This window comes from Dermacoccus sp. MPR-E5, assembly GCF_058809565.1.
Window position 1 is genome coordinate 40,898 of record NZ_JBXASS010000014.1, and the last position, 20,635, is coordinate 61,532.

Sequence of the window (20,635 nt, forward strand, 5' to 3'; positions counted from 1 at the left end):
TCTCCTACGCGAAATGACGCTGCTCGTCTGACCTCACGGCTCACGCTCGGTCAGACGAGCATCGTCATTTCGCGTAGGAGACGATGACCGACGGGCGGGGGAAGGCGTCCGTGTGCGGCCACGTGCTCGTCGGCTTCTCGAACGTCGCGTCGTCGGTCTCGCCCGGGTGCTGCACGGCCGTGAAGACGGAAAGCTGGTCCGGGCTGACGAGCGGCCCGCAGGTCTCGGCGCCGAAGGGCACCGTGAGGAACTGCTGGACGCGGCCGCGCTCCGGCCCGTTCGTCGGGACACGGAAGAGCCCGTCGTTGGAACCGAGCTGGTTGCCGTCGGTGGAGATCCACAGGTTGCCGACGGCGTCGAAGGCGACGTTGTCGGGGCAGCTGATCGGGCTGACGTGCTCCTTCGGGAAGCCGGCGAAGTACGTCTCCTGCGCGGCCGGGTCACCGCAGATGAGCATGAGATCCCAGGTGAAGTCGGTCGAGGTCTCGTACCCCTTGCCGCAGGAGCGGCCACGGCCCTCCGTGATCTCGAGGATGTATCCGTTGCGGTTGCCGGACGTGGCCGTGAGCGGCTCGCCCAGCTTCTTGCGTGTCATCGACGAGGCCAGGGGATTGGCCTCGTCCGTGGTGAACTTCTTGCCGCGGTCGGAGTTGTTCGTCAGCGCGCAGTAGATCTTGCCGTTGACGGGGTTCGGCTCGATGTCCTCGGGGCGGTCCATGCGCGTCGGACCGACCTTGTCGGCCGCCAGGCGCGTGTGGACGAGCACCTCCGCGACGCTCATGCCCGGAACGTACGACTTCTTCTCGCTCGTGAGCGGGATCCACGTGCCCGTGCCGTCGTGGACGCCGTCGGCGTCGCCGTCACCGGTGAACTTCGCGACGTAGAGCGTGCCGGCGGACAGCAGTGTCTTGTTGTGGCGGCGTGCGGCGGGCGAGGCACTGCGCTGGTAGCGGTCACGTGAGACGAACTTGTAGATGTACTCGCCCTTCTCGTCGTCGCCGGTGTAGGCGACGACGCGGCCGTCACGTGCGATCGTGACGTTGCAGCCTTCGTGCTTCACGCGGCCGAGCATCGTGTGCTTGACGGGCGGGGCGGACGGGTCGAGCGGGTCGAGCTCGACGATCCAACCGAAGCGGTTGGCCTCGTTCGGGGTCTTCGTCAGGTCGAAGCGCTCGTCGACGTCCTTCCACCCCTTGCCCTGGCCGGTGATGCCGTACCGCTTGTAGGCATCGGCCTGCTTGGGGTCGAGCGCGCCGGAGGCGTCGAAGTAACCGTGGAAGTTCTCCTCGCCGTGCAGCGTCGTGCCCCACGGTGTGGTGCCGCCGGAGCAGTTGGCGAAGGTGCCGAGGATCGTCGTGCCCTTGGGGTCAGCCTTGGTGCGCAGCAGCTCGTGACCAGCGGCGGGGCCGTCGACGCGCAGCGGCGTGCTGGCCGTGATGCGGCGGTTGTAGCGCGAGCAGCGCGGGTCGCTGGCCTTCCATGACCCCTTGGCCCGGCCCTTCTCGATGGCGACGACCGCCAGACCGTGCGCGGCCATCTCGATCTTCTTCTTGAGCAGCTCGTCCGTCCCGGTCGGGAACATCAGTTCCGGGTCGGTGTACTCGTGGTTGACGCTCAGCAGGGCGCGGCGACCGTCGAGCGGGATGATGCCGACATAGTCGTTGTTGTAACCGAACTGCTGCGCCTGTGCCTCGGGCGTCTGGTGGTGGACGTCGAAACGCGGTGCGCGCTTGGTGACGGGGTCGCCCCAACGGATGATCACGTCGTGCGTGAACCCTTCGGCGTTGACGACGTCATCCTTGCGGTTCGGCGCGACGGAGGTGAAGGAGGCTCGCCCGACGTTGCGCTCGGGTCGCGGGTGGTGGCCGTGCGCAGTGTCCGCCGCAGCAGCCTGCGCGCCGAAACCGGCGAGCACCATGGCGCCCGCGGAGCCCGTGAGCATCGCGCGACGGGCGATGGCACGCTGAGCGAGAGTCTGGAACTCCTCGTTGCCTGAGGTGTTCGGCGTCGGCGCGTCGCACTGGTTGGCGCAGCGGTACTCGCACGTCTTCGCGCTGCGCGAACCGTGGCGGGTATTGATGAGGGGGAGCAGCTTGGGGCTCATGGGGTCTCCTCGCCGGGGCGGAAAGTCGGGAGCTGATCAGGGCGGACGGTGGGGGCGCCCACGCGGGTCGATCCTTGGGCGTCGAGGCAGACACGAGACGTCGCGCAGATGTCGTCGGCGTAAACCCTGAGAGCCGGCTGCATGACTTAGGTGGGCCTAAGGCGCGGCGGCGGACTCGAGCTCGAGCAACCGCTGCTTCGCCTCGACGCCGCCGAGGTAGTTGCCGAGGGAGCCGTCGCTGCGCACGACCCGGTGACAGGGGAGCACGATGGGTAGCGGATTGCTCGCGCAGGCACTGCCGACGGCGCGAACCGCGCGGGGGCGTCCCGTCGAGGAGGCGAGATCGGCGTAGCTGATGGTGCGGCCGTAGGGAATCGTGGGCAGGCTCGACTGCACCTCCCGTCGGAAGGGGGCGGTCGACAACGACAGGTCGGGCGTCACGCTGAACTCCACGCGCACCCCGGTGAAGTACAGGTCGAGCTGGCGGCGCAGGGTGTCGGCGGGCTGGGCCGAGCGCAGCGTGCGGCGTCCGAGACGTTCACCGAGGTCGTCGAGCACGGCGTCGAAGCCCTCCGACTCGAACGCGACGCGGACGACGGCGTCGTCGCGGAAGGCGAGCAGGAGCCGACCGAGCAGCGTCTCGTGCGTCGTCCACACGACGTCGACGTCCCGCGGACGCACATGTTCGAGCAGCCGATTCGTCAGCGCCTCGGTCGATGACGCGTCGGTGAAGGCGTCGATGGTCGTGGTGAACACGTCGTCGCTGGTCATCAGGTGTCCTCTCGGGTCGGGATGAGTCGATGACGCAGCGCGGCGATGGCGTCGGCTCCGCAACGCCGGGCGGCCGCCGTCGAGCAGCCGAGCTTGTCGGCGATCTCCGGGTAGGTCCACTGCCCCACGTAGCGGTGCACGACGACGAACTGCTGCCGTTCGCTCAGAGCGCCCACGTGGCTCCACAACTCGCCGTCCCAGGCCCCGACGTCGGCGCCCGGGTGGACGTCGTCGACGAACAGGCGTTGAAGCGCCTGCCCGGCGTCGTCGTCCTTGGCGGCTCCGGCGCCGAGGCGCCGCGATCGAGTCGAGTCGTGGGCCGCCTCGACATCGCGGACGAGCTCGGGGTGTGGTGCGGCGCGGCGATTCCGTCGCACGATGTCGACGCTCTTGTGCCGCGCCACGCGCACGAGCCATGCCTCGACGTCTTCGATGTCGTCGAACGGGTAGCCCCGCAGCGCCGCGAGAAACGTCTCGGACCAGGCGTCCTCCGCGTCCGCACCGGGCCCCAGGGTCGCGGCGCACACGCGCAGAACCGTCGGCCCATGGCGTTCGACGATCTCGTGGAAGAGCGGTTGCTGTGTCATCACTCAGGAGTCGTCCGAGAACGACGAAGTGTGAGGTCGGCGAGAGAACTTTTTTCGCAACCGAGCCGAGCGGCGCGAGAACCGTTCAGAACAAACGGGATTCACGGGTCGTCTCGCTCTCCTCGTGGGCGAGGAGCCAGCGTTTGCGATCCAGGCCGCCGGCGAAGCCGACGAGGGAACCGTCCGAGCCGACGACGCGGTGGCACGGCACGATGACGCTGACCGGGTTGTGACCGACGGCCTGCCCGACGCCCTGTGCCTGGCCAGGGGTGGCGACTCCGTCGGGTGAGAGCGACGCCGACAGCTCGCCGTACGTCGTCGTCTCGCCGGGAGGGATCCGCAGCAACAGCTCCCAGACGCTGCGTTGGAACGGGGTGCCGAGCGGGGCGAGCGGAAGGTCGAAATCGGTCCGCTCCCCGGCGAACCAGGCGGTGAGTTGCTGCGCCGCGGCGTCGAGGAGGGCATCGTCACGCTGCTCCACTCGCGCCCCGAACCACGCCGCGTCCGGCTGATGCGCCTGGCCGTCGAAGTAGGCGCCGAGCACCCCGTCATCGCTCACGGCGACGAGCATGTCGCCCAGCGGCGTCGCGAGGCGGGTTGACCGACGATTCTGCGCGCTCGCGCCGTCACCGCGCAGCAGGGGAGGACTCGCGACGGTCATGACGACGCCTGCGAGTCATCGTCGGACGGCTCGGGCCACCGATGGGCGAGTGGCTCGGGCGCCAGACCTGCGGCTCGATCGGCGTGAAACTTCTCCCGCGGGAGCCACTTCGTCGTCAGCGCTGATTCGATGTCGATACCCGCGCTCCGAGCGAAGACCAGGATCATGGCGAACGCGTCGGCGACCTCACCCTCGAGGTCCTGGCGCAGCTCGTCGTCGCTCTTGCCCCGGTTTCGACCCTGCCCGCTCGAGGCGAGATAGGCCTGCGTGAGCTCCCCGACCTCCTCGGTGAGCTTGAGCAGGACCCACTCCGGCGTGCGCTCCACAGCGAAGTACTCGCCGTACGCAGCCGAGATGCCCTCGATGCGTCCACTCCACTCGTTCAGCTCCATGGTCGAAGCCAACCACGCGGCGCCGACAAGCCATCGAACGTGGCCACCCAACCGGCCCGCAGGAACGCTCCCCGCACCCTGCCGTTGGTCTGCCCGAGAGAGATCCGACTCGCCTTGGCCGGGATGCGGTCAGGCTCGGTCGGCAGCACGTTCGAAAGCGGCGAGTGCGCGATCGTCGTACAGCACGAAACGGATCAACCGGACATGTGCACATCGGGCGGAACGCGCCACCTCGAGAGCGATGCACGCGACCTCTTCGACGTCCCAGCCGTACACGCCCGCGCTGATGGCGGGAAAGGCCACGGAGCGGCATTCCGCCTCGTCGGCGATCCGCAATGACTCGGCGAAACAGGAGCTTAGAAGAGCCGGATCCGTCTGGCCCGCATGACGATTCGGGCCGACAGTGTGGATGACGTAGCGCGCGGGCATCCGCCCCGCGCCGGTGATGACGGCCTCGCCGGTCGGTAATCCGCCCGTCAGCCGTGTCGCGCGCAGCTTGCGACACTCCTCGCGCAGCTGCGGCCCTGCTGCGGCATGGATGGCACCGTCCACGCCGCCACCGCCGAGCAGGCCCGAGTTCGCGGCGTTGACGACGGCGTCGACCTGCTCGGTCGTGATGTCGCCACGCACGATCTCGACGGAGGGGGCCTCATGGACTGTCACGGTGTTCATGGCACCCATCCTGCACCGCGCCGCAGTTCCGCAGGTGGGGACGGGATTCGCGAATGTGACCGAAAATCGCACAGGGGACAGGAATCGCGACCGGGGACGTAGTTCGCAGGAGGGGACAGGAATCGCCGATGGGTACTACGGGTGTAGAAGCTCGACGTGACGGGGCATACACTCGAAGACGGTGCCGGCGATCCCGCTCGGCACCTCGTGCTGTGACGAGACCAGCCGTGACGAGGCGCGACGCGCCGATGGAGGATGACGACGATGCTGACGAACGCGCTGTGGGCGAACTCCTACTCGCCCGGTGTGCCCCTGCGCCTCGATTACGGCACGGCGACGCTCGTCGATCAGTTCGACTCCGCCGTCGCGCGATTCGGCGAGCGCCCGGCCATCGACTTCATGGGGCGCGTCACGACGTACGACCAGCTCAAGGCTCAGGTCGACGCCGCCGCGGCCGGTCTGTTGGACCTCGGTGTGACGGCGGGCGACCGCGTCGCCGTCCTGCTGCCTGGCTGCCCGCAGAACGTCGTCGTCACGCAGGCGATCATGCGCATCGGCGCGATCGCGGTGCAGCACAACCCGCTCTACACGATCGGTGAGCTGCGCGCGCCGTTCGAGGACCACGAGGCCGAGGTCGTCATCGCATGGGACAAGATCAGCCCGATGCTCGTCGACCTCGCGCAGGAGAACGGCGTCCGCCACATCGTCGCGATCGACGTGACGGCGGAGCTGCCGTTCGTCAAGCGTCTCGCGCTGCGCCTGCCGGTGAAGAAGGCGCGCGAGTCGCGCGAGCGCCTCACCGGCCCGGCGCCCGAGGGCCTGCTGAGCTGGAACGACCTGCTATCACGCGGCACGCTGCCCGCCGACCACCCCAAGCCATCGGCCGGTGACCCGGCGATCATGCTCTACACCTCGGGCACGAGCGGCACCCCCAAGGGCGTCCCGCTCACGCACGCGAACCTCGCCGCCAACTGCCTGCAGGGCAAGGCGTGGGCGCAGCTGCGTGACGGTGAGGAGACGTTCCTCGTCGTCCTCCCGATGTTCCACGCGTACGGCCTGACGATCGGCGTCCTCGCGGGCATCAACCTCGGCGCGTGCCTGCTCATGCTGCCCGCCCCCGAGGTGCCGCTCATCATCGACGCCGTGAAGCGTCGCACCCCGACGTTCGCGCCGGGTGTACCGCCGCTGTACGCCCGCATCCTCGACGAGGCGGAGAAGCGCGACATCAGCCTCGAGGGCATCCGCATCGGCCTGTCGGGCGCGATGTCGCTGCCGTCCGCGCTCGTGCAACGCTGGGAGAAGGCGACGGGCGGCCACCTCATCGAGGGCTACGGCCTCACCGAGACGAGCCCAGTCGTCGTCGGCAACCCCATCTCCGACGATCGTCGCGCCGGCTCGATCGGCGTGCCGTTCCCCGACGTCGAGATCCGCCTCGCCGACCCCGAGGACGTCACGAAGGACGCGCCGGATTCCGGCCCGGGCGAGCTGCTCGTCAAGGGTCCGCAGGTCTTCGGTGGCTATTACAAGAAGCCCGAGGCGACGCAGGAGGCGTTCCACGACGGCTTCTTCCGCACCGGCGACGTCGTCGAGATGGGTGAGGGCGGCTACCTGACGGTCGTCGACCGCATCAAGGAGATGATCGTCACGGGTGGCTTCAACGTCTACCCGAGTGAGGTCGAAGGCGTGCTGCGCGAACACGACTCGATCGCTGACGCCGCCGTCGTCGGGCTGCCCGCCACCGCGGGCGGTGAGGACGTCGTCGCCGCCGTCGTGCTCGCCGACGGCCACACCGATGCTGACGCCGAGGCGCTGCGCCGCCACGTCAAGGGCAAGCTGACGGCGTACAAGGCGCCGCGTCGCTTCGTCGTCGTCGACGAACTGCCGACGAACCCGATGGGCAAGGTGCTGCGCCGCGAGGTCACCAAGCTGCTGCACGAGCACGCGAACCAGGGCGACTGAACGAGCGGTGGTCGCGGCGAGACGGCGGCGAAGGCCGCCACCCCGATCGGGTGGCGGCCTTCGTGGCTGCGAGCGCTGTGGACTCAGCGCTCGCGGCAGCGGACGTCAGTGCTTCTCGGCGTCCGAAGTGGTCCCCGCGGTTGCCGCGTTCGCGGCGTCGTGCGCGTCGAACGGCAGGTCCTCGTGGACGATGTCGGGGTTGTCGTGCTGCGTCTCGACGAGTTCGTGGGCCTCTTCGTCGGAGGCGACCGTCGGCATCGAACCCGGCAGCGGTCTGCGCGCCGACTCCTTCATCGCGAGCAATGCGATGCCGCCGAGCACGGCGAAGAACATCGTGTAGAGCGCCGGCGCGTTCTTGCTGCCGGTCCACTTGACGAGCGCTTCGCTGATCATCGGCGCGGTGCCGCCGAACAGGGAGACGGCGATGTTGTACGACAGCGCCATGCCGCCGAAGCGTGAGGCCGTCGGGAACAGCGCGGGCAGCGTCGAGGCCGACATCGCGACGTAGAAGCAGACGGGGAAGGCCAGCATGAACATCGCGACGAAGGCCAGCGTCTGGTTCTCCATCATCATGTAGGCCGGGTAGGTGAACAGCAGCGTCGAGATGATCGCGATCCAGTAGACGGGCTTGCGGCCGATCTTGTCCGACAAGCGCCCGACGAAGGGCACGGCCAGGGAGAGCGCCACGAGCGCCGGGATGGTGGCTGCAGCGGCACCCAGGGTGGTGTAGCCGTGGTTGCTCTCGAGGTAACCGGGCATGTACGACGTGAGCGAGTAGCCGGCGGTGTTCGTCGCGCCGACGAGCGCCATGGCGATGAGCAGCGGGCGCCAGTGGTGCTTGATGATGCCGACCGGGCCGAGCTGCGTCTGCGACTCGTCGATGGCGTCGTTGCTCTCGGCTGCCTCGTTGGCGGCCTGCGCGTTCTCGAACGTTGGCGACTCGTCGATCTTCATGCGGAAGTACATGGCGAGCAGGCCGAACGGCAGAGCGAGCAGGAACGGGATGCGCCAGCCCCAGTCGTCCATCGTCTCGGAGCCGAGGCCGATGCTGAACAGCGCGACGACGGCGGCGCCGACCGCGAAACCGAGGTAGGAACCGGTGTCGAGGAAGCTCGAGAAGTAGCCGCGACGCTTGTCGGGGGAGTACTCGGAGACGAACGTCGTCGCGCCCGAGTACTCACCGCCGGTGGAGAAGCCCTGGATGAGGCGGCAGATGATGAGACCGGCGAACGCCCACCAGCCGGCGGTCGAGAACGACGGCAGCAGACCGATGGCGCCCGTCGCGATCGACATGGCCAGCATCGTGATGGCGAGCGTCTTCTGACGCCCGATCTTGTCGCCGAGGGGGCCGAAGACGAGGCCACCGAAGGGGCGGGCGAGGAAGCTGACGGCGAACACGGCGAAGGTGATGATCATCTTCGTCGAGTCGTCGCCACCCTCGGGCTGGAACACCTTCGTCATCGTGGCGGCGAGGTAGCCGTAGATGCCGAAGTCATACCATTCCATGAGGTTGCCCATGGTGGCGCCCGTGATGGCTTTCTTGAGTGGAGCTTTCTCGACCACGGTGATGTGGTCGCGTTCGAGCTCGCGGGGCTCGCCGTCCGGTGCGGCGGAAGCGGTATGGGACATGTGTGTTTCTCCTGCGCACGTTCGGGTGGGCGAAGCCGGGCCCGCAGCGCATTCGTCGCTCGTGGGTGTTCGTCTCGAATGGGAAAAAACGGTTCTCATCCCATCGCCGATGCCCCGGAATGTCCAGTGCTCGGACGCCTTGCGGCCCCGATCTGCGAGGTTCGGCAGCGCTGAGGCAGCGCGGCGCCAAAGCTTTTGTCGCGAGGATGTGATTTGCCGCACATCTCACGCCGCAGCAGGGGTTGTCGGCCCCCGTGTCGCCCCTTCTCCGGGCGGCTCGCGTTGCTACTCTGAGCCCGGCTCGCCCGCCGGGCAGGTGCCCCGGCGAGGAACCGAACGACCGGTCCTCACGCCGCGTCATCCACTTCTCGATCTCGCAGGAGACGCCATGGCCACACAGGCCGATTCCACGCCCGCCGAGCCGTCGGGGCCCGCGGGCTCCGTCGCCGACCCGGCGCCTGGCGCGGGTGGTCAGAACGAGCTGCGACGCGACCTCAATGCGCGCCACCTCAACATGATCGCCATCGGCGGCGCCATCGGGACGGGCCTGTTCCTCGCCTCCGCCGGTTCGATCCACGAGGCGGGCCCCGGCGGCGCGCTCGTCGCGTACGGCGTCATCGGGTTCATGGTGTGGTTGCTCATGCAGAGCCTCGGCGAGATGTCGACGTATCTGCCGCTCGCCAACTCGTTCGAGGCGTACGGCACCCGATTCGTCAGCCGCAGCTTCGGCTTCGCGCAGGGCTGGAACTACTGGTTCAACTGGGCGATCACGGTCGCGGCGGAGATCGCGGCGGCGGGCGCCGTCGTCAACTACTGGGCGCCGGACGTCGACCAGCGTCTCGTCGCGCTCGTCTTCTTCGCCATCCTGTTCGTCATCAACGCGATCAGCGTGCGCGCCTTCGGCGAGAGCGAGTTCCTGTTCGCCTCGATCAAGGTCATCACCGTCCTCGTGTTCCTCGCCGTCGGCGTCCTCATGATCTTCGGCATCATGACGGAGGCGCCCGGCACGAAGAACTGGACCACCGGCCAGGCGCCGTTCGTCGGCGGGTTCTCGGGCATCATCGCGATCTTCATGATCGCCGGATTCAGCTTCCAGGGCACCGAGATGATCGGTGTCGCCGCCGGTGAGGCCGACGAGCCCGAGAAGACGATCCCGAAGGCCATCCGCGCCGTGTTCTTCCGCATCCTCATCTTCTACATCGGCGCGTTCGTCGTCATCGGCTTCCTGCTGCCGTACACCGACCCGCGCCTCGTCAATGCCGCTGACGGCGACATCCAGGCGTCGCCGTTCACGCTGATCTTCGAGAAGGTCGGCGTGGTCGGTGCGGCGAGCGTCATGAACGCGGTCATTCTCACCGCCATCCTGTCGGCCGGTTCGTCCGGTCTCTACGTCTCGACCCGCATGCTCTACGCGATGGCGCAGAAGGGCATGGCGCCCCGCTTCCTGCTCAAGACCAACCGCCGTTCCGTACCGATGCCGGCGCTGCTGCTGACGGCCCTCGTCGCGCTCGGCTGCTACGGGCTGAGCCTGCTCTCGTCCGACGCCTATGGCTGGCTCGTCGCTGCCTCCGGTCTCGCGGGGTTCATCACGTGGTGCGGTATCGCGTGGAGCCACCTCAAGTTCCGCAAGGCGTACGTCGCACAGGGTGGCCGCGTCGAGGATCTGCCGTTCCGCGCGAAGTGGTACCCGCTCGGGCCGGTCGTCGCGCTCGGCATGTGCGCGCTCGTCATCGTGCTGCAGAACAAGGACCTGATCTTCGAAGGCACCGTCGACCCCGGCGGCCTGCTCGAGAGCTACATCGGCCTGCCGCTGTTCCTCGCCGTGTGGGCCGGCCACAAGCTCGTGACGAAGTCGAAGAAGGTCGACCCGCTCGAGGCGGATCTCACGCGCACCCGCTCGCACTCCTGACGGTGGGTTGACCGGCTGGGCGCGTTGACAGGCAGCGCTGACTCGGCCAACGCGCGGTGTTCGGCTCGACGCGGCCGACTTCATGATCGGTCGGGCGGGCAACATGGGTGCCGGCGTCGCCATCGCTCAGGGGCGTGAGGGTTTCATCCATCCCGACTCGCGCAGCATCCCACTACCAGGGTTCCTCGAGGCGTATCGCGACGCCTTTGCCGTGTGCGGCACGAGCCGCGGTGGTTGTTCAACGGCCCCATCACCTACCTGTCGGCCGATGATGACCTGGCGGCCATGAAACGACGCAGAGTCGCGCAACTCGTCGACCGGCACCCGCGCCGCGCGTTCCCGCCTCCTGGTGACGTGCACGCGAACGAGGACCATCGGTTGTTCCTGTCGCGCAACTTCGCCGTCCGCGTGTGCGAGTGGCGGTTGCTCGGTGGTTTCTGCCCCCGACTACCGCGACCCGGCCATCGGCGACCTCGATCTCGCCATGCGCGCCGAGCAGGCCGGGCTGTCCATGGCATGGGTCGGTGGCGCGCACGTATTGCACGCGCCGACGGCGTTGTCGACGCGTGGTGTCGAGGACCTCGCGGTGTTCGTGCGCCGCTGGAGCCACGAACCGCCCGCTCAGGAGGCCGTGACGCGCACGTCCGCGTAGTCGGGGTGCTTGTCGATCCACGACGCGACGTACGGGCAGACCGGGTCGACCTTCTTGCCGGCCGCGCGCACGTCGTCGAGCGCGAAACGGACGATCTGGCTCGCGAAACCGCGGCCACCGAAGCGCTCCGGCACGATCGTGTGCGGCATCGTGACGACGTCGCCGTCCTCGCGGTAGTCGGCGAACCCGACCTGCTCGTCGTCGAGGAAACCCTCGTAGCGGTGGGTCTCGGTGTTCTTCTTCACGGTGATGGTGTCGCTCATGCACTCACTGTGGCACGCCGAACTCGCGGGTGGGCGAGCGTCCCGCGCGGTGTGTCGGTGACGTGTGCGGTGAAGTGTGGGGCGCCGCGTCGAGGCTCGATAGGCTGTCGTCGCGGGCGTGGTGCGCCCGGGCGGCGCCGTGATCGGCTGCCGCCAGCCGTTCGGCCAGGGGAGGCCTCATGGGTGCCACGCTCGATCTCGTCAACTCTCTTCTCGACGGCCCGACGGGGCGGCGTGATGAGAAGCAGATCCTCACGCTGCTGCGCGAGGCGCCCGCCGCTGAGCTGAACGACGTCCTCGAGAACATCGACGCGGCCAAGCTGTTCGACGACATGGACGACCGCCTCATCGGCCCCGACAACGAGACCGCCCTCATCGAGTTGCTCACCCGCACGAGGCGTCACGAGTTGAGCATGGCGGCGCAGGTCGCCGTCATCCACGGGATGCAGGGCGGCGCGACGTCGGCTGCGATGGAGGGCGCGATCCGTGACATGCTGCTCGCCCACACGGGCAACGACCTGACGCACCTGAAGAACACGCTCAACCTCGCGAAGGGCCGACACGATCTGGAGGGTCTCGTCTTCGCCGACATCGACGACGACGCCATCCGCGCCGAGATTCTCGACCACTTCACCGCGTCCTCGTCGCTCGAGGGTGAGCGGCAGGCGAAGACCCTGTCCGACATCGACGACACCGCCCTGGCGAAGATCCACGAGACGCGTCACCCGCGCGGAACCGTCATCCCGGGCATCATCGCGTTCTACGAAGCACTCGACCTCGGACCTCGTGACGCGCCGCTCTCGCGCGGTGACCTGACGTTCGTCACGGCGCGGCCTGCGGATGCCCTGGGGTTGATGAAGAGCTACAGCCGCGAGTCACTCACCAAGGCCGGGTTCGCGGACCTGTCGATCATGACGGGCAGCATCTTCCATCTCGCGACGCACGACGCGATGGCCGCGAAGAAGGTCGCCAACATCGCGCACTACGCGACCTTGTTTCCCGAGTACGACCTCGTGTTCGTCGGCGATTCGGGGCAGGGGGACATCGCCGTCGGCGAGCAGATCTTGCAGGCGCACGGTGACGTCGTCAAGGCCGTCTTCATCCATGACGTCGTGGCCCTGGATGCCGGACGCCGCGCCGAACTCGCCGCGAAGGGGATCTGGGTGGTCGACACCTACGTCGGTGCGGCCGCCAAGGCTCACGAGTTGGGGTTGATCTCCGAGGCGGGCGTGCAGCGCGTCATCGACGAGACCCACCGGCTGCTCGACGACGTCGAGTGGGAATCGTCCGAGCAGGAGCGTGCCATGCGCGAGCTGGTGCAACGGGACGCGTCGGGCCGGTGACCGCCTGATGGCGCTGAGATGGCGTCACGATGAAGGCGTGCCTCGGGTGCGTCGGCTGCCCGGGCTCCGGCGAATGTGACATATGTCAATGCAACCATCCCCCGCCGCGCGTCGGGGTTCCGCTATGAGCGCAAACCTGTCAGGGTGGAGGCATGAGCCTTGGAGCAGCGTTGGGTCTGGCCGTTCTCGTCGTCGTGACCATGTTCGTTCTCGTCTTCGTGATGGCGGGGGTCGAGACACGGATGTTCGACGACGTCATGGTCACGCCGGACGCTGAGACCGACGAGGCGCCCGTCGCGGCGCTCGAGCCGGCGGCCGAGTTGTCGCGGGCCGCCTGAACCGGATACCTGACGATGTGCGCCCCCTTCACGTGATGATCGTGACGGGGGCGCTCTGCATGCTGAATCCCTTGGGATGACGCGGTTGTCGGTGTCGGGTCCTAGCTTGGGGTCATGGCCAACCGACTCGCTGCCTCGCTGAGCCCTTACCTGCGTCAGCACGCCGACAACCCCGTCGACTGGCACGAATGGGGTGACGAGGCGTTCGCCGAGGCGCGACATCGTGACGTGCCCGTGCTGCTGTCCGTTGGCTACGCGGCGTGCCATTGGTGCCACGTCATGGCGCACGAGTCGTTCGAGGACGCAGCCATTGCGGCGCAGCTCGCCGAGGGGTTCGTCGCGGTCAAGGTCGATCGTGAGGAGCGCCCCGACGTCGACGCCGTCTACATGAACGTCACGCAGGCGCTCACCGGGCACGGCGGCTGGCCGATGACGGTGTTGCTGACGCCGGACGGTGAGCCCTTCTACGCCGGAACCTACTTCCCGCGTGAGCAGTTCTCGTCGCTGCTGCACTCGATCGGTGAGTTATGGCGTGACGATCGGGCGCGCGTCGAGGCAGCAGCGCGTTCCATCGTCGAGGCGATGCAGACGCGCTCGCGTGCCGACGCGACGGGTTTGGGGCCTAGGGGAGATGACCTGCTCGGGCAGGGCAATCGGGCTGAGCGACAGCTCGTGGGGGTCGATCTGACGCGTGCCGTCGTCGGCCTGCGTCGCCAGTTCGACGACGGCCGGGGCGGCTTCGGTGGCGCGCCCAAGTTCCCGCCGTCGATGACGCTCGAGCACCTGCTGCGTCACCACGCCCGCACGGGCGACGCGGACGCCCTCGCGATGGCTCGCCGCACGGGCGAGGCGATGGCGCGCGGTGGCATGTACGACCAGCTCGACGGAGGGTTCGCGCGCTACAGCGTCGACGCCGACTGGGTCGTGCCGCACTTCGAGAAGATGCTGTACGACAACGCGCAACTGCTGCGGGTGTACGCGCATCTGTGGCGCGCGACCGGCGACGACTGGGCGCGTCGCGTGACCTACGAGACGGCCGACTTCATCATGCGGCGCCTCGGCACCAGTGAGGGGGCGTTTGCCTCCGCGCTGGATGCTGACACCGACGGCGTCGAAGGCCTCACCTACGTATGGAACGCGGAGGAGCTCGTCGAGGTGCTGGGCCGCAGCGACGGCGCGCGCGCCGCTGAGCTTCTCGGCGTCACCCGTCACGGCACGTTCGAAGACGGCCGCTCGACCCTGCAGCTGCGTCGTGACCCCGCCGAGCTTTTCTCGCCCGAGGAGCTGGGTGAGCGCTCCCCGGACGCGCGGTGGTCAGACGTTCGGGCCAGGCTGCGCTCGGTGCGGGCCGAGCGCCCGCAGCCGGCCCGTGACGACAAGGTCGTGACGTCATGGAACGGCCTCGCCATCGCCGCGCTCGCCGAGGCCGGGATGATCCTCGAACAACCCTCGTGGGTGGCGGCGGCGCGGGAGGCGGCTGACGTCGTGCTCGCGACCCACGTCGTCGACGGGCGGTTGCGGCGGGCGTCGCTCAAAGGCCGGGTGAGCGAGGCGCTCGCGTGCGCCGATGACTACGGCAACCTCGCCGAGGGGCTGTTGGTGCTGCATCAGGCGAATGGCGAGACGCGCCATGCCGAGGTGGCGATCGGTCTGCTCGACGACGCGGCGCGCCTGTTCTTCGACGGCGACATCGTGTACGACACGGGGTCGGACGCGTCGCAGCTCTTCATCAGGCCGCGCTCCGACGGCGACAACGCCGAACCGTGCGGCGCGTCGTCGCTCGCCTCGGCGTACGTCATGGCGTTCGCTCTGACGGGGCACGGCAATTACCGCGAGCGAGCTCTTGCCTCCCTGTCCGGCCTAGTGGATGTGATGGCGTCGAACCCGCGGTTCGCCGGGTGGGCGCTCGCTGCGGCGGAGGCGCTCGCTGCGGGGCCGGTCCAGGTCGCCGTCGTCGACCCTGTGGATGGGGGTGCGGCTGCGGGGTCCGTCGATGGGCCGCCTGATGCGGGAGAGGCGGATGAGATGTGGCTGTGCGCCTGGCGTTCGACGAGTCCGGGGTTGGTGCGTGTTCGTGGCGCTGCCGACGCCGGCGGGGTGCCGTTGCTGGCAGATCGCCCTGCGGTCGACGGCCAGACGACGGCGTACGTGTGCCGGGGTTTCGTGTGCGATGCCCCCGTGACGAGGGCGGACGAGATGAACATCTGAGGTGCGCTGCGCGGGCGGCGAGCGCCGATCGTCGTGGGGGTGATGAGGGTGGGCGGCGCGGATGCCCAGGGGCGTGCTGCCTGGGCGGTGAGCGTCGTCGGCGTGACGCATGTGACACCGGTTCGTTTCGTTGTCTGCGCCGTGCATGCCCGACGATGACGGGTATGACGAATGCTGTCGCTGCCGCCCAGACCGCGCCTGACGAGGCGCCCGTGACGGTGTCGTTCACGCGCCACATGAGCACCGACAACGAGACTCAGGTGCTGGCCTGGGTGCATGCCGGCATGGCGATGGCGGAGAAGTTCGAGGGCTTCCTCGGCACCGGGTGGGTGCGCTCGTCGAGCAACTCGCAGGAATGGCACATGCTGTGTCGTTTCCGCAATCAGGCGTGCCTCGACGCGTGGGATCGCAGCCCCGAGCGCGCCTGGTGGTTGTCGTTCGGTGCGGACATCGTGCAGCACACCCGCGGAGAGAAGCGCGTCGGCATCGAGGGATGGTTCGACGAGCCGTCGCACAGCAGTGACGTCGTCCTGCCCGGCGAAGCGCCCGCGCCCGGCCGTCGTCTCGCGCCGCCGCGGTGGAAGCAGGCCACGATGATCTGGGCGGTGTTCTTCCCGATGTCGGTGCTTGCCGCCTACCTGCTGCAGCCGCACATCGCGAGCCTGCACGTCGTGTTGCGCACGCTGATCCAGACGTCGATCCTCACGCCGCTCATGACCTACATCATGCTGCCGTTCGCCACCCGCGTGCTCGACGAGTGGCTGCACGAGGAGTGACGACTGCGCCGGCGTGACGCGGACGTCGGAGCTGCGGCGTCGCCAGGCGGGTTGAGGCTCTCGGCCGGTGAGTTGAGGACTGCAACTCGGCCATGCGGGGTTGCGGTCCCCAAGTTGGGAGTTGGGGACCGCAACTCGGCCATGCAGGATTGTGGCCCCGAAGTGCCGCCGGGCTTCAAAGGCGGTTCTTCGTCTTCGCCGTCGCGACGTGTGTGAGAGGGTCCTCGGGCCACGGATGCTTCGGGTAGCGGCCGCGCATGTCGGCGCGCACGCCCGCGTAGGGCCCGGCCCAGAACGAGGCGAGGTCATCGGTGACGGCGACGGGTCGCTGCGCAGGCGACAGCAGGTGGAACAGCACAGGTGCGCGCCCGTCGACGAGGCGCGGGGTCTGCGTCAGCCCGAAGCACTCCTGCAGTTTCACTGCGACGATGGGCGGGCCGCCCGGTTCGTCGAGGGGTGGGTAGGTGATGCGCACGCTGGAGCCGCTGGGCACACGCAGCCGCTCGGGTGCCAACTCGTCGAGACGTGTCGCCTCGGGCCAGGGCAGCAGGCGACGCAGCGGATCCGTCAGGTCGATGGAGGCGAGCTTCGCCCCACGGGCGAGGCGGTCGAGCTCCGGGGCGAGCCACTCGTCGAGTCGGGCGAGCAGCGTGTCGTCGTCCATCGCGGGCCACGGGTCGGCGAGGTGGTTGTGCAGGAAAGCCAGACGGCGTCGCAGCGCCGCTGCAGCATCGCTCCATGTCAGCAACGAAAGCCCCTGCGCTGCAAGAGCATTCGCGACGGCTTGTCGCGCCACTTCCGGCGTCGGGGACGTTGGTGTCGCCGAGAACTCGATCGCGCCGAGCGCCTTGACGCGCCGCCCCACGACCTTGCCTGAGGTCGCGTCCCACGTCGCGCGCACCTCGTCGACGAGCAGGTGCGCCGCTGCGTCCTCCGCGATCGGTCGAGTGATCGGGGCCGCCAACCGGATGACGGCGCCCGTCCCACGCGCGGCGCGACCATCGGAACGCGCGACGTCCGCGACAGCCAACCACTCACACTCGGTCAACGGTGAATCGTCCAGCCCCGCACGGGTTCCCGACGCCGTGACGTAGACGCCCTCGGCGACGCGACGCGCCACGCGTTCCGGGTGCGCAAGAGCGATGACGAGACCGGCGTCGCTCTCGGTCTCGGCGCCCACGGAGCGAGCCCGTCGAGGTGCCGCGGCGTGTCCGGGCGCCCTCCCGGGGTTCGGGGTGGCGCCGGCGTCGTTCGAGCCTACCCCGACGACGCGCGTGAGGCGTTCGCTCTCGCGCACCCACCGCGAACGGGCAGCCCCCTGCAGCTCGGCGATCGCGTGGTCGAGGTCGGCGTCCCTCGAGCGGACATCGTCGGCGAGTGCGGCGACGTACTCCGCGGCCGATCGGGCGCCGATTCGCTCGGCCGCGACGAGCAACGCACGCGCGAGCCGCGGGTCGGCGGGCACCTCGACGAGCGTCCTGCCGAGGGCGGTGATGCGACCGCCAGCGTCGAGCGCGCCCAGGCCGACGAGGGTGTGCGTCGCCTCGCGCAGGGCGGGCGCAGGTGGTTGCGTCGGCAGGGAAAGCCCGGTGCCGCCCGGCGTGCCCCACGCCGCGAACGTCAGGGCGACGTCGGTGAGGTCGCTCGTCGCCATCTCGGGCGTGACATGCTCGGGCATGCGCGCGAACGTCTGCTCGTCGTAGCAACGCACCGCCATGCCGGGCCCGAGACGGGCCGCACGGCCGGCACGCTGCATCGCGCTGGCACGCGAACACGCCACGGTGACAAGGCCGTTCATGCCGCGCGCGACGTCGCGTCGAGGTTCGCGCGAGAGCCCGGCGTCGACGACGAGGCGCACGCCGGGCACCGTCAGTGACGACTCCGCGAGGGCGGTGGAGACGACGACGCGGCGCGGTTCGCCGGGTCCGCGACCGGCCGTCGCGCGATCCTGCTCGGCGGCGTCGATGCGCCCGTGCAGTTCGAGCACGTCGAGTTCGGGGCGCAGTTGCCGCACCTGCTCGGCGACGATCGACACCTCGCGCGCACCCGGGAGGAAGACGAGCGCGTCGCAGCCCCGCAAGCCGGCCAAGTTGGCGACAGCGTCCGTCGCTGCGGCAGTGCCACGCCCGCCGGCATGAGAGTCGGCATCATCCAGCGCGCGGGTCGTGGTGTGCGCGACGTGCTCGAGGAAGGCCCGGGTGACGCCGCGGGCGTCGAGGCGGGGCAAGTCGAACGGCGCCCATCGTACGTCGAGCGGGTGCAGCGCGGAGGGGCAGTCGACGAGGGGCGCCGCACCCAGCGCCGTGGTCGCGGCGAGGAGGTCGGCGAAACGCGGTGCGTCCAGTGTCGCCGACATCGCGACGACGGCGAGATCGTCACGCAGAGCACGTACGTCGGCGAGCAGGCCGAACGCGACGTCGGATTCGATGGAGCGCTCGTGCACCTCGTCGAGGATGACGGCGCCGACGCCCGTCAGTTCGGGGTCGGCGAGCAGGCGCCGATCGAGCAGACCGGGCGTGACGAACTCGACGAGTGTCGCTGCGCTCGAACGGGATTCGCCGCGTACGGCGTAGCCGACGACGTCGCCCAGACGCGTCCCGGTCAGCTGGGCCAGACGGCGTGCAGCAGCGCGGACGGCGACGCGGCGCGGCTGGGTGACGATGACGCGGCCCGCTCGGCCGGGCGTCACTTCGGCGGCTACTGCGGCATCAGCCGCAGCGTCGCCGTCGTCGCGCCATGCGTCGCCTCGCTCAGCGAGCCAGTTCGCGACGAGCGGCGGCGCGAGCGTCGTCTTGCCCGTGCCGGGCGGGGCCTGGACGACGCACGCGCCCGCGTCGAGAGCGCGCGTCAACTCAGCGGTGGCCGTCGCGAAGGGCAGCCCGCGTCCGATGACGTCGAGGTCGAAGGGGGCATTCATCGTGGCCCATTCTCGCCCCGCGCGGCATCTCGCCCCGAATCGCAGAATGCGCGGGCGCCGATCAGAAGTACGGCGTCTTCTTCACGACGAAGTGGGCCTTGCGCACAGCCTTCTCGACGCCGGCCTCCCACGCCTTCGCCTGCAGCGGCATCACGGGCAGCAGCCAGGTGCCGACGTAGTCGGTGATCTCCTTGTTGAACCCCGTCTTGAACTGTCCGACGCCGTAGAGCGAGTGCGTCTCGTCCTTGGCGCGATCCGAGGGCGGGGCGCCGCACAGGTCGTAGTCGGTGACGCCGCGCTCCTTGAGCGCCTTGATCGTGTCGAGCACGAGCAGCGCCGCGGCGCCGCGCACCTTCTTGACGGGCACCGACGCCGCATCCTTGCGGCTCGCGAGGTGGCCGTTGATCATGACGAAGTCTGCCGAGATGACCTCACCCTCGTAGTAGGCGAAGAAGAAGGCACCACGGCCGTCGCGCGCGTACGTCTGCCAGAACGTGCGGTAGTACTCGTAGGGGCGGATGACGAAACGCCCCTCGGCCGTCTTGACGAACAGGTCGTAGAACGTGCGGCACGAGGCGTCGTCGATCGGCACCTCGGCGGTCGTCACGCCGTCCTTGACGGCGCGGCGGATGTTGTAGCGCGCCTTCGAGTCGAAGCCCTTGAGCAGGGTGTCGGCGTCGGGCCGGATGTCGAGCCACACCGTCGAGAACGTGGGCTGGACGTCGGTCGTGCGGTGAGCGCCCGCGGCCTCGAGCGCCCCCCGGTTCTCGGGTGAATCGACGAGCTGCGGCTCGAACTTGATCGCGAAGACGAGGCGCTTCTTCGCCTGCGCGGCAAGCGCCGTCAGCACGCCCGACGGGTCGCTGCCCTCCGCCAGCCCGGGGCCCTGCGGCACGTACCACAGCCGCCCCAGCGGCGGGACGATCCGCTCGAGCACCATGACGGCGACCCCGCCCGCGTCGACGAAGCGGGGCCTCCACCCGGCGCCGGCCTTGATCTCGGCGAACTCCGCGAGCTGGAAGAACGCGCCGCCGTCGGGGTTCGCGGCGACGGAGGCGTTCCAGCCGTCGGGGGCTGATGTGGTGGGGGAGGCTGATGGCGCCGTCACGGTGCGTCCTACGTCTCGGGAATGGATGTTCCCCTCCATCGTGACGCATCGGCCCCGCGCGTCAAGCACCGCCGTCCTCGACGTCGGGCACGTCGCCGACACCGCGCGGAGCCGGGCCGGGCGGCGAGCGCAACACCTGGGTCCCGAGCAGCCCCTACCCAACGGCGATTCTCGGTCACATGTGTCCGTGAATCGCCGTTGGGTCGCTGGATCGCAGATGTGGACGAAAATCGCGGATGGGGACAGGAATCGCAGTTGGGGCGGGGTGTTGACGCCCAGATGCGCAGCGATTCGCCAAGAGCGCCAGGTCTGAGAAACTGGGAGTTCATCTGCCGCCCCCGATCCT

Annotated in this window: 17 protein-coding genes; 7 read left to right on the plus strand and 10 right to left on the minus strand. The window is 69.1% G+C overall.

All coding sequences use genetic code 11. The features are described from left to right. Positions 1-64 precede the first annotated feature (64 nt). From AC1RS9_RS11380 to AC1RS9_RS11405, 6 genes are all read right to left on the minus strand, one after another. Positions 65-2,104, minus strand: a complete 2,040-nt coding sequence (locus AC1RS9_RS11380; protein WP_062257438.1) for a PhoX family protein — start codon at positions 2,102-2,104, stop codon at positions 65-67. A gap of 156 nt (positions 2,105-2,260) precedes the next feature. After that, positions 2,261-2,875: a methylated-DNA--[protein]-cysteine S-methyltransferase gene (locus tag AC1RS9_RS11385; protein WP_492921551.1), complete on the minus strand. Its 615-nt coding sequence runs from the start codon at positions 2,873-2,875 to the stop codon at positions 2,261-2,263. Beyond that, positions 2,875-3,462 carry an RNA polymerase sigma factor gene (locus AC1RS9_RS11390; RefSeq protein WP_136788796.1) on the minus strand — a complete coding sequence of 196 codons (588 nt, stop codon included), beginning with the start codon at positions 3,460-3,462 and terminating at the stop codon, positions 2,875-2,877. The genes AC1RS9_RS11385 and AC1RS9_RS11390 overlap by 1 nt, the downstream gene beginning before the upstream one ends. 85 nt (positions 3,463-3,547) lie before the next feature. Next, positions 3,548-4,123 carry a methylated-DNA--[protein]-cysteine S-methyltransferase gene (locus AC1RS9_RS11395; protein WP_051805608.1) on the minus strand — a complete coding sequence of 192 codons (576 nt, stop codon included), beginning with the start codon at positions 4,121-4,123 and terminating at the stop codon, positions 3,548-3,550. Next, positions 4,120-4,515 carry a MazG nucleotide pyrophosphohydrolase domain-containing protein gene (locus AC1RS9_RS11400; protein WP_074045971.1) on the minus strand — a complete coding sequence of 132 codons (396 nt, stop codon included), beginning with the start codon at positions 4,513-4,515 and terminating at the stop codon, positions 4,120-4,122. Before AC1RS9_RS11400 ends, AC1RS9_RS11395 begins: the two co-directional genes overlap by 4 nt. A 129-nt stretch (positions 4,516-4,644) precedes the next feature. After that, positions 4,645-5,187, minus strand: coding sequence for an O-acetyl-ADP-ribose deacetylase (locus tag AC1RS9_RS11405; RefSeq protein WP_006945675.1), 543 nt, complete (start codon positions 5,185-5,187; stop codon positions 4,645-4,647). Positions 5,188-5,451: 264 nt separating this feature from the next. Between AC1RS9_RS11405 and AC1RS9_RS11410 the strand changes: the two genes are divergently transcribed. Then, on the plus strand, positions 5,452-7,146 hold the full coding sequence (locus tag AC1RS9_RS11410; RefSeq protein WP_083607266.1) for a long-chain-fatty-acid--CoA ligase: 1,695 nt from the start codon (positions 5,452-5,454) through the stop codon (positions 7,144-7,146). 105 nt (positions 7,147-7,251) lie between these two features. On the opposite strand, the gene AC1RS9_RS11415 is transcribed toward AC1RS9_RS11410, so the two are convergent. Then, on the minus strand, positions 7,252-8,775 hold the full coding sequence (locus AC1RS9_RS11415; RefSeq protein ID WP_492921554.1) for an MFS transporter: 1,524 nt from the start codon (positions 8,773-8,775) through the stop codon (positions 7,252-7,254). A 388-nt stretch (positions 8,776-9,163) separates the two neighbouring features. Here AC1RS9_RS11415 and AC1RS9_RS11420 point away from each other — a divergent pair, with 388 nt between their 5' ends. Together AC1RS9_RS11420 and AC1RS9_RS11425 are read left to right on the plus strand one after the other, a co-directional pair. Continuing rightward, entirely contained in the window at positions 9,164-10,684 is a 1,521-nt protein-coding gene (locus AC1RS9_RS11420) for an amino acid permease (protein WP_038566856.1), read from the plus strand. Between the two features lie 430 nt (positions 10,685-11,114). Continuing rightward, positions 11,115-11,336, plus strand: a complete 222-nt coding sequence (locus AC1RS9_RS11425) for a hypothetical protein (RefSeq protein WP_165583835.1) — start codon at positions 11,115-11,117, stop codon at positions 11,334-11,336. Here the strand turns inward: AC1RS9_RS11425 and AC1RS9_RS11430 are convergent. Continuing rightward, positions 11,306-11,599, minus strand: coding sequence for a GNAT family N-acetyltransferase (locus AC1RS9_RS11430; protein WP_006945741.1), 294 nt, complete (start codon positions 11,597-11,599; stop codon positions 11,306-11,308). The two genes, AC1RS9_RS11425 and AC1RS9_RS11430, sit on opposite strands and share 31 nt — an antisense overlap. 179 nt (positions 11,600-11,778) lie before the next feature. Between AC1RS9_RS11430 and AC1RS9_RS11435 the strand changes: the two genes are divergently transcribed. The 4 genes from AC1RS9_RS11435 to AC1RS9_RS11450 all read left to right on the plus strand — a co-directional run bounded on the left by AC1RS9_RS11435 (position 11,779) and on the right by AC1RS9_RS11450 (position 16,264). Beyond that, positions 11,779-12,942, plus strand: coding sequence for a phosphatase domain-containing protein (locus AC1RS9_RS11435; protein ID WP_165583836.1), 1,164 nt, complete (start codon positions 11,779-11,781; stop codon positions 12,940-12,942). Between the two features lie 152 nt (positions 12,943-13,094). After that, a complete protein-coding gene (locus tag AC1RS9_RS11440; RefSeq protein ID WP_136788793.1) occupies positions 13,095-13,280 on the plus strand; it encodes a hypothetical protein in 186 nt (61 codons plus the stop codon). A 114-nt stretch (positions 13,281-13,394) separates the two neighbouring features. Further along, complete coding sequence (locus AC1RS9_RS11445) at positions 13,395-15,488, plus strand: thioredoxin domain-containing protein (RefSeq protein WP_492921558.1); 2,094 nt, start codon at positions 13,395-13,397, stop codon at positions 15,486-15,488. Positions 15,489-15,652: 164 nt separating this feature from the next. Then, the gene (locus AC1RS9_RS11450) at positions 15,653-16,264 is read left to right on the plus strand and encodes an antibiotic biosynthesis monooxygenase (RefSeq protein WP_165583838.1); all 612 of its coding nucleotides are present in this window, start codon (positions 15,653-15,655) and stop codon (positions 16,262-16,264) included. Positions 16,265-16,439: 175 nt separating this feature from the next. Here AC1RS9_RS11450 and hrpB read toward each other — a convergent pair whose 3' ends face one another. Together hrpB and AC1RS9_RS11460 are read right to left on the minus strand one after the other, a co-directional pair. Then, positions 16,440-19,181: an ATP-dependent helicase HrpB gene (gene hrpB / locus AC1RS9_RS11455; RefSeq protein ID WP_492921560.1), complete on the minus strand. Its 2,742-nt coding sequence runs from the start codon at positions 19,179-19,181 to the stop codon at positions 16,440-16,442. 61 nt (positions 19,182-19,242) lie between these two features. Next, complete coding sequence (locus tag AC1RS9_RS11460; protein ID WP_338812362.1) at positions 19,243-20,289, minus strand: lipid II:glycine glycyltransferase FemX; 1,047 nt, start codon at positions 20,287-20,289, stop codon at positions 19,243-19,245. Positions 20,290-20,635 lie beyond the last annotated feature (346 nt).

Excerpts from the sequence above, each read along its gene's own strand:
- AC1RS9_RS11380 (WP_062257438.1), bottom strand. The coding sequence starts at position 2,104 with ATGAGCCCCAAGCTGCTCCCCCTCATCAATACCCGCCACGGTTCGCGC.
- AC1RS9_RS11385 (WP_492921551.1), bottom strand. The coding sequence starts at position 2,875 with ATGACCAGCGACGACGTGTTCACCACGACCATCGACGCCTTCACCGAC.
- AC1RS9_RS11390 (WP_136788796.1), bottom strand. The coding sequence starts at position 3,462 with ATGACACAGCAACCGCTCTTCCACGAGATCGTCGAACGCCATGGGCCG.
- AC1RS9_RS11395 (WP_051805608.1), bottom strand. The coding sequence starts at position 4,123 with ATGACCGTCGCGAGTCCTCCCCTGCTGCGCGGTGACGGCGCGAGCGCG.
- AC1RS9_RS11400 (WP_074045971.1), bottom strand. The coding sequence starts at position 4,515 with ATGGAGCTGAACGAGTGGAGTGGACGCATCGAGGGCATCTCGGCTGCG.
- AC1RS9_RS11405 (WP_006945675.1), bottom strand. The coding sequence starts at position 5,187 with ATGAACACCGTGACAGTCCATGAGGCCCCCTCCGTCGAGATCGTGCGT.
- AC1RS9_RS11410 (WP_083607266.1), top strand. The coding sequence starts at position 5,452 with ATGCTGACGAACGCGCTGTGGGCGAACTCCTACTCGCCCGGTGTGCCC.
- AC1RS9_RS11415 (WP_492921554.1), bottom strand. The coding sequence starts at position 8,775 with ATGTCCCATACCGCTTCCGCCGCACCGGACGGCGAGCCCCGCGAGCTC.
- AC1RS9_RS11420 (WP_038566856.1), top strand. The coding sequence starts at position 9,164 with ATGGCCACACAGGCCGATTCCACGCCCGCCGAGCCGTCGGGGCCCGCG.
- AC1RS9_RS11430 (WP_006945741.1), bottom strand. The coding sequence starts at position 11,599 with ATGAGCGACACCATCACCGTGAAGAAGAACACCGAGACCCACCGCTAC.
- AC1RS9_RS11435 (WP_165583836.1), top strand. The coding sequence starts at position 11,779 with ATGGGTGCCACGCTCGATCTCGTCAACTCTCTTCTCGACGGCCCGACG.
- AC1RS9_RS11440 (WP_136788793.1), top strand. The coding sequence starts at position 13,095 with ATGAGCCTTGGAGCAGCGTTGGGTCTGGCCGTTCTCGTCGTCGTGACC.
- AC1RS9_RS11445 (WP_492921558.1), top strand. The coding sequence starts at position 13,395 with ATGGCCAACCGACTCGCTGCCTCGCTGAGCCCTTACCTGCGTCAGCAC.
- AC1RS9_RS11450 (WP_165583838.1), top strand. The coding sequence starts at position 15,653 with ATGACGAATGCTGTCGCTGCCGCCCAGACCGCGCCTGACGAGGCGCCC.
- hrpB (WP_492921560.1), bottom strand. The coding sequence starts at position 19,181 with ATGAATGCCCCCTTCGACCTCGACGTCATCGGACGCGGGCTGCCCTTC.